Origin of the sequence: Marinobacter sp. C1S70 (assembly GCF_000475355.1) — a bacterium.
Lineage (GTDB): Bacteria > Pseudomonadota > Gammaproteobacteria > Pseudomonadales > Oleiphilaceae > Marinobacter > Marinobacter nauticus.
In genome coordinates this window covers 1-3,025 of sequence record NZ_AXBW01000071.1, presented here as the reverse complement: position 1 = coordinate 3,025, position 3,025 = coordinate 1, and the positions used below count along the sequence as shown (strand labels likewise).

3 protein-coding genes are annotated in these 3,025 nt (G+C 50.8%); 2 read left to right on the top strand and 1 reads right to left on the bottom strand.

Annotated elements, in window-relative coordinates; translation table 11 throughout:
* Positions 1–58 precede the first annotated feature (58 nt).
* Both Q669_RS15425 and Q669_RS15420 read left to right on the top strand, forming a co-directional pair.
* Positions 59–370 (top strand): NifB/NifX family molybdenum-iron cluster-binding protein, encoded by a 312-nt coding sequence (locus Q669_RS15425; RefSeq protein WP_022992967.1) that lies wholly within the window; start codon positions 59–61, stop codon positions 368–370.
* 48 nt (positions 371–418) lie between these two features.
* Positions 419–1,603 (top strand): TsoY family (seleno)protein, encoded by a 1,185-nt coding sequence (locus tag Q669_RS15420; protein WP_022992966.1) that lies wholly within the window; start codon positions 419–421, stop codon positions 1,601–1,603.
* 51 nt (positions 1,604–1,654) lie between these two features.
* Here Q669_RS15420 and Q669_RS15415 read toward each other — a convergent pair whose 3' ends face one another.
* A complete protein-coding gene (locus tag Q669_RS15415) occupies positions 1,655–2,767 on the bottom strand; it encodes an MBL fold metallo-hydrolase (RefSeq protein WP_200861808.1) in 1,113 nt (370 codons plus the stop codon).
* Between the last annotated feature and the right edge of the window lie 258 nt (positions 2,768–3,025).

The following is a 3,025-nucleotide window of genomic DNA, read 5'->3' as shown; positions in this document are numbered from 1 at the left end:
GTATGTCTGGCCGCTATCACCTTGGTGCTAGCGGCTTTTTTCTATTAGGAGGTGGGAAATGAAAATAGCCGTAACAAGTCAAAATCGTAAAATCGTTACTCAGCATGCAGGTCGGTGCCGAAACTTCTATATATTCAGTATTGAAAGCGGTCAGATAGTCAGCAAAGAACTTCTTGAGCTTCCCAGAGAACAATCGTTTCGTGAGAGCCCATCGCATTTACCCCACCCGCTGGACGACATTGATGTCCTGATAACTGGGGGAATGGGCCAGGCGCTCATGACACGTCTCGACAGGAAAGGCATAAAGTGCGTTGTAACGGAAGAAGAGTATCCTGAGAACGCTGTTGTTGTGTACCTGACTGACGCATAATCGACTCATCGTTCCAATCAAAGCACTTCCCGCGAACAGGAGCGTCACATGATCTACCGCCTTCCCAAAGATGCCACCTCCGAATGGTCTCCCACTTATTTCCTCGCAGCACTCGGTGCCGGAGGACTCGCAGTATCCTTTTTTATGTGGCTGATGTTCTGGTTGCCGCATCCTGACGCACCCGTTCCCCTGTTTGAAGATGCAATCACAGCTTTAAAAGATGCCAGCCTGATATCGAAAATTGCGGTAGTGGGTGCCTGGGCCGGAATCGGTTTTTTCTCACTCTTGCACTTTCAATTGCTGATCTGGAACCTGCGTCAGTTCAGTCAGTTCCGAAAAACGCCCGCTTATCATCAGCTTCGCAACAGCAACTCTGAAACTCAGTTGCTCGCAGGGCCGTTAACACTAGCCATGACTATTAATGTCGGCTTTATTCTCGGATTAACCTTCGTACCGGCGCTATGGTCTGTGGTTGAGTGGTTGTTTCCAGTCGCGCTTCTGTCGTTCGTGTTGATAGGAGCCTGGGCGCTGGCTCTGTTGCGTGATTTCTGGGGCAGAGTGCTTGTAGGCGGTGGCTTTGATTGCGTTAAAAACAACAATCTTGCTCAGTTGCTGCCTGCCTTTGCCATGGCGATGATTGCAGTGGGCTTAGCAGCACCTGCTGCCATGAGCCAGAACACGGTGACCGTCACATTCAGCCTCGTGCTGTCCAGTTTTTTTATGGTGACGGCCTTTATCATCGGGGCTATTCAGATTGTTCTGGGGTTTCGAGCCATGCTTGAGCAGGGTTCTGATCCATCTACCGCCCCAACCTTGTGGATCGTAGTCCCCATTTTAACCACGTTAACCATTACGCTCCTCCGCCAGACTCACGGCTTCCACGCACATTTCGAATCCGGGGCCGGTGGAGTAGCCGTTCTCGGCATGTTGACCTACTTTCTTTGTGCCCAGTTGGTGTTCGGCCTGCTTGGCTGGGTGGTGCTTGCACGGTATGGCTATTTTGCCAGGTTCGTTACGGGAACCGAGAAGTCTGCCGGTGCCTACGCACTTGTCTGTCCTGGCGTTGGTCTGGTCGTTATGATCCATTTTTTCATCAATGCTGGGCTTACAAGCTTTGGGGCCCTGGAGCGCTTTAGTATCGCCTATTGGAGTCTAACGAGCGTCGCCTTGATTCTTCAGTTCACGACCATCTGGCTTGTCTACCGCTTGAACCGACTGCACTTCAAGGAGTGAAGGCTTCAGAGCCGGCTTTTCGACGTCCGTTCAAAAGCCGGCATGATCCGATCAATTTCTGGAAATTTCCATGAGGCCACGGCTCAGGCTGGCCACTTTCTCAAAACCATTTTCCTTGAGGATATTGACCGCCATGGCAGAGCGTCGACCAGACCGGCAAAGTGCCACCACTGGTTTATTCTTGGGCACCTCAGCCACTCTTGACCTCAGCTCGTCTAAAGGAATCTGCAGGTCCACCAAAGCTTCGGTTAAGGGGAAGTCTTTTCTCTCTTCGTCCAACCTGACATCAAGAACAGTCACTTCATCAAGATGGTGCTCCAGCCACTCCTCGCCGATTTCAGGAACCCCAGCGTAGGTAAGTCGGATATCAGCCCAGTCAGGTTCTGCAGGTAACTTGCCATCCTCCGGGCAACCGCTTCGAAGGTTCGCTGGCACCGCCTCGTCGATTTTCTTGGGATGAGGGAGTTTCATTGCTTTCATGTACTCCACGAAATCCGTTTCGTTGGCACCACCCCCAACCCGGGCATTAAAGGCCTTTTCTTCCCCGATGGAGCTCTGGGTTCGTCCGTGATAGTCATGGGCCGGATAGACCCGGCAGACATCCGGTAAGACAAACAGCTTCTTTGTAATGGATTGAAAGAGTTTATGAGCACTGCCCTGTTGGAAGTCGCTTCTTCCGCAACCCCGGATCAGGAGCGCATCGCCTGTAAACACCATCGACTGATCCGACAAGACATAACTCATGCAACCATCGGTATGACCCGGAGTTGAGATAGCCCTGAGCGTCACACCGGGAACCCCGAACTCCTGACCATCATCAAGTGAGACATCGACATGCTCTGCTCCGATGGCTTTCGCCGAAGCAATTTTACAGCCGGTTTTCTGTTTCAGCAGCCAGGCAGCCGTAATGTGATCCGCATGAGCGTGGGTGTCCGCAACCAGAGCCAGAGTCAGCCCCAGCTCCTCGACAAGCGCCAGGTCTCGTTTTGACTGAGAGAACACCGGGTCGATCAGGAGCGCTTCCTTTCTGTCTTCATCAGCCAGGAGGTACGTATAGGTCGATGAAACATCATCAAACAGTTGTCGAAATATCATTAGAAATCCCCCCGGAAATAATCCCGTAAATTGAATTTCGATCCCGTAAAAGAGTATCGATAGCCTCATCCGGCAACACCCAGGATGAACCCGACCCTTGCCTTTCAAAAAAGCTTCGCTTTAGCGAATTTCCGCTAACATTATAGTTGCTCATAACGAAGAAGGCGTTTAATTGCCATTTTGCTGTTGGCGTTTGGGGCGATAGTAATCATATATCGCAATGATATAACCTTATTTCTTTGTGGAATTTGATAGAAGGTATATCTTTAAAAAGTCGTCTGACAACCCAACCTCAAAAGGACAGTACTATGGATACTCAAGCAGCAC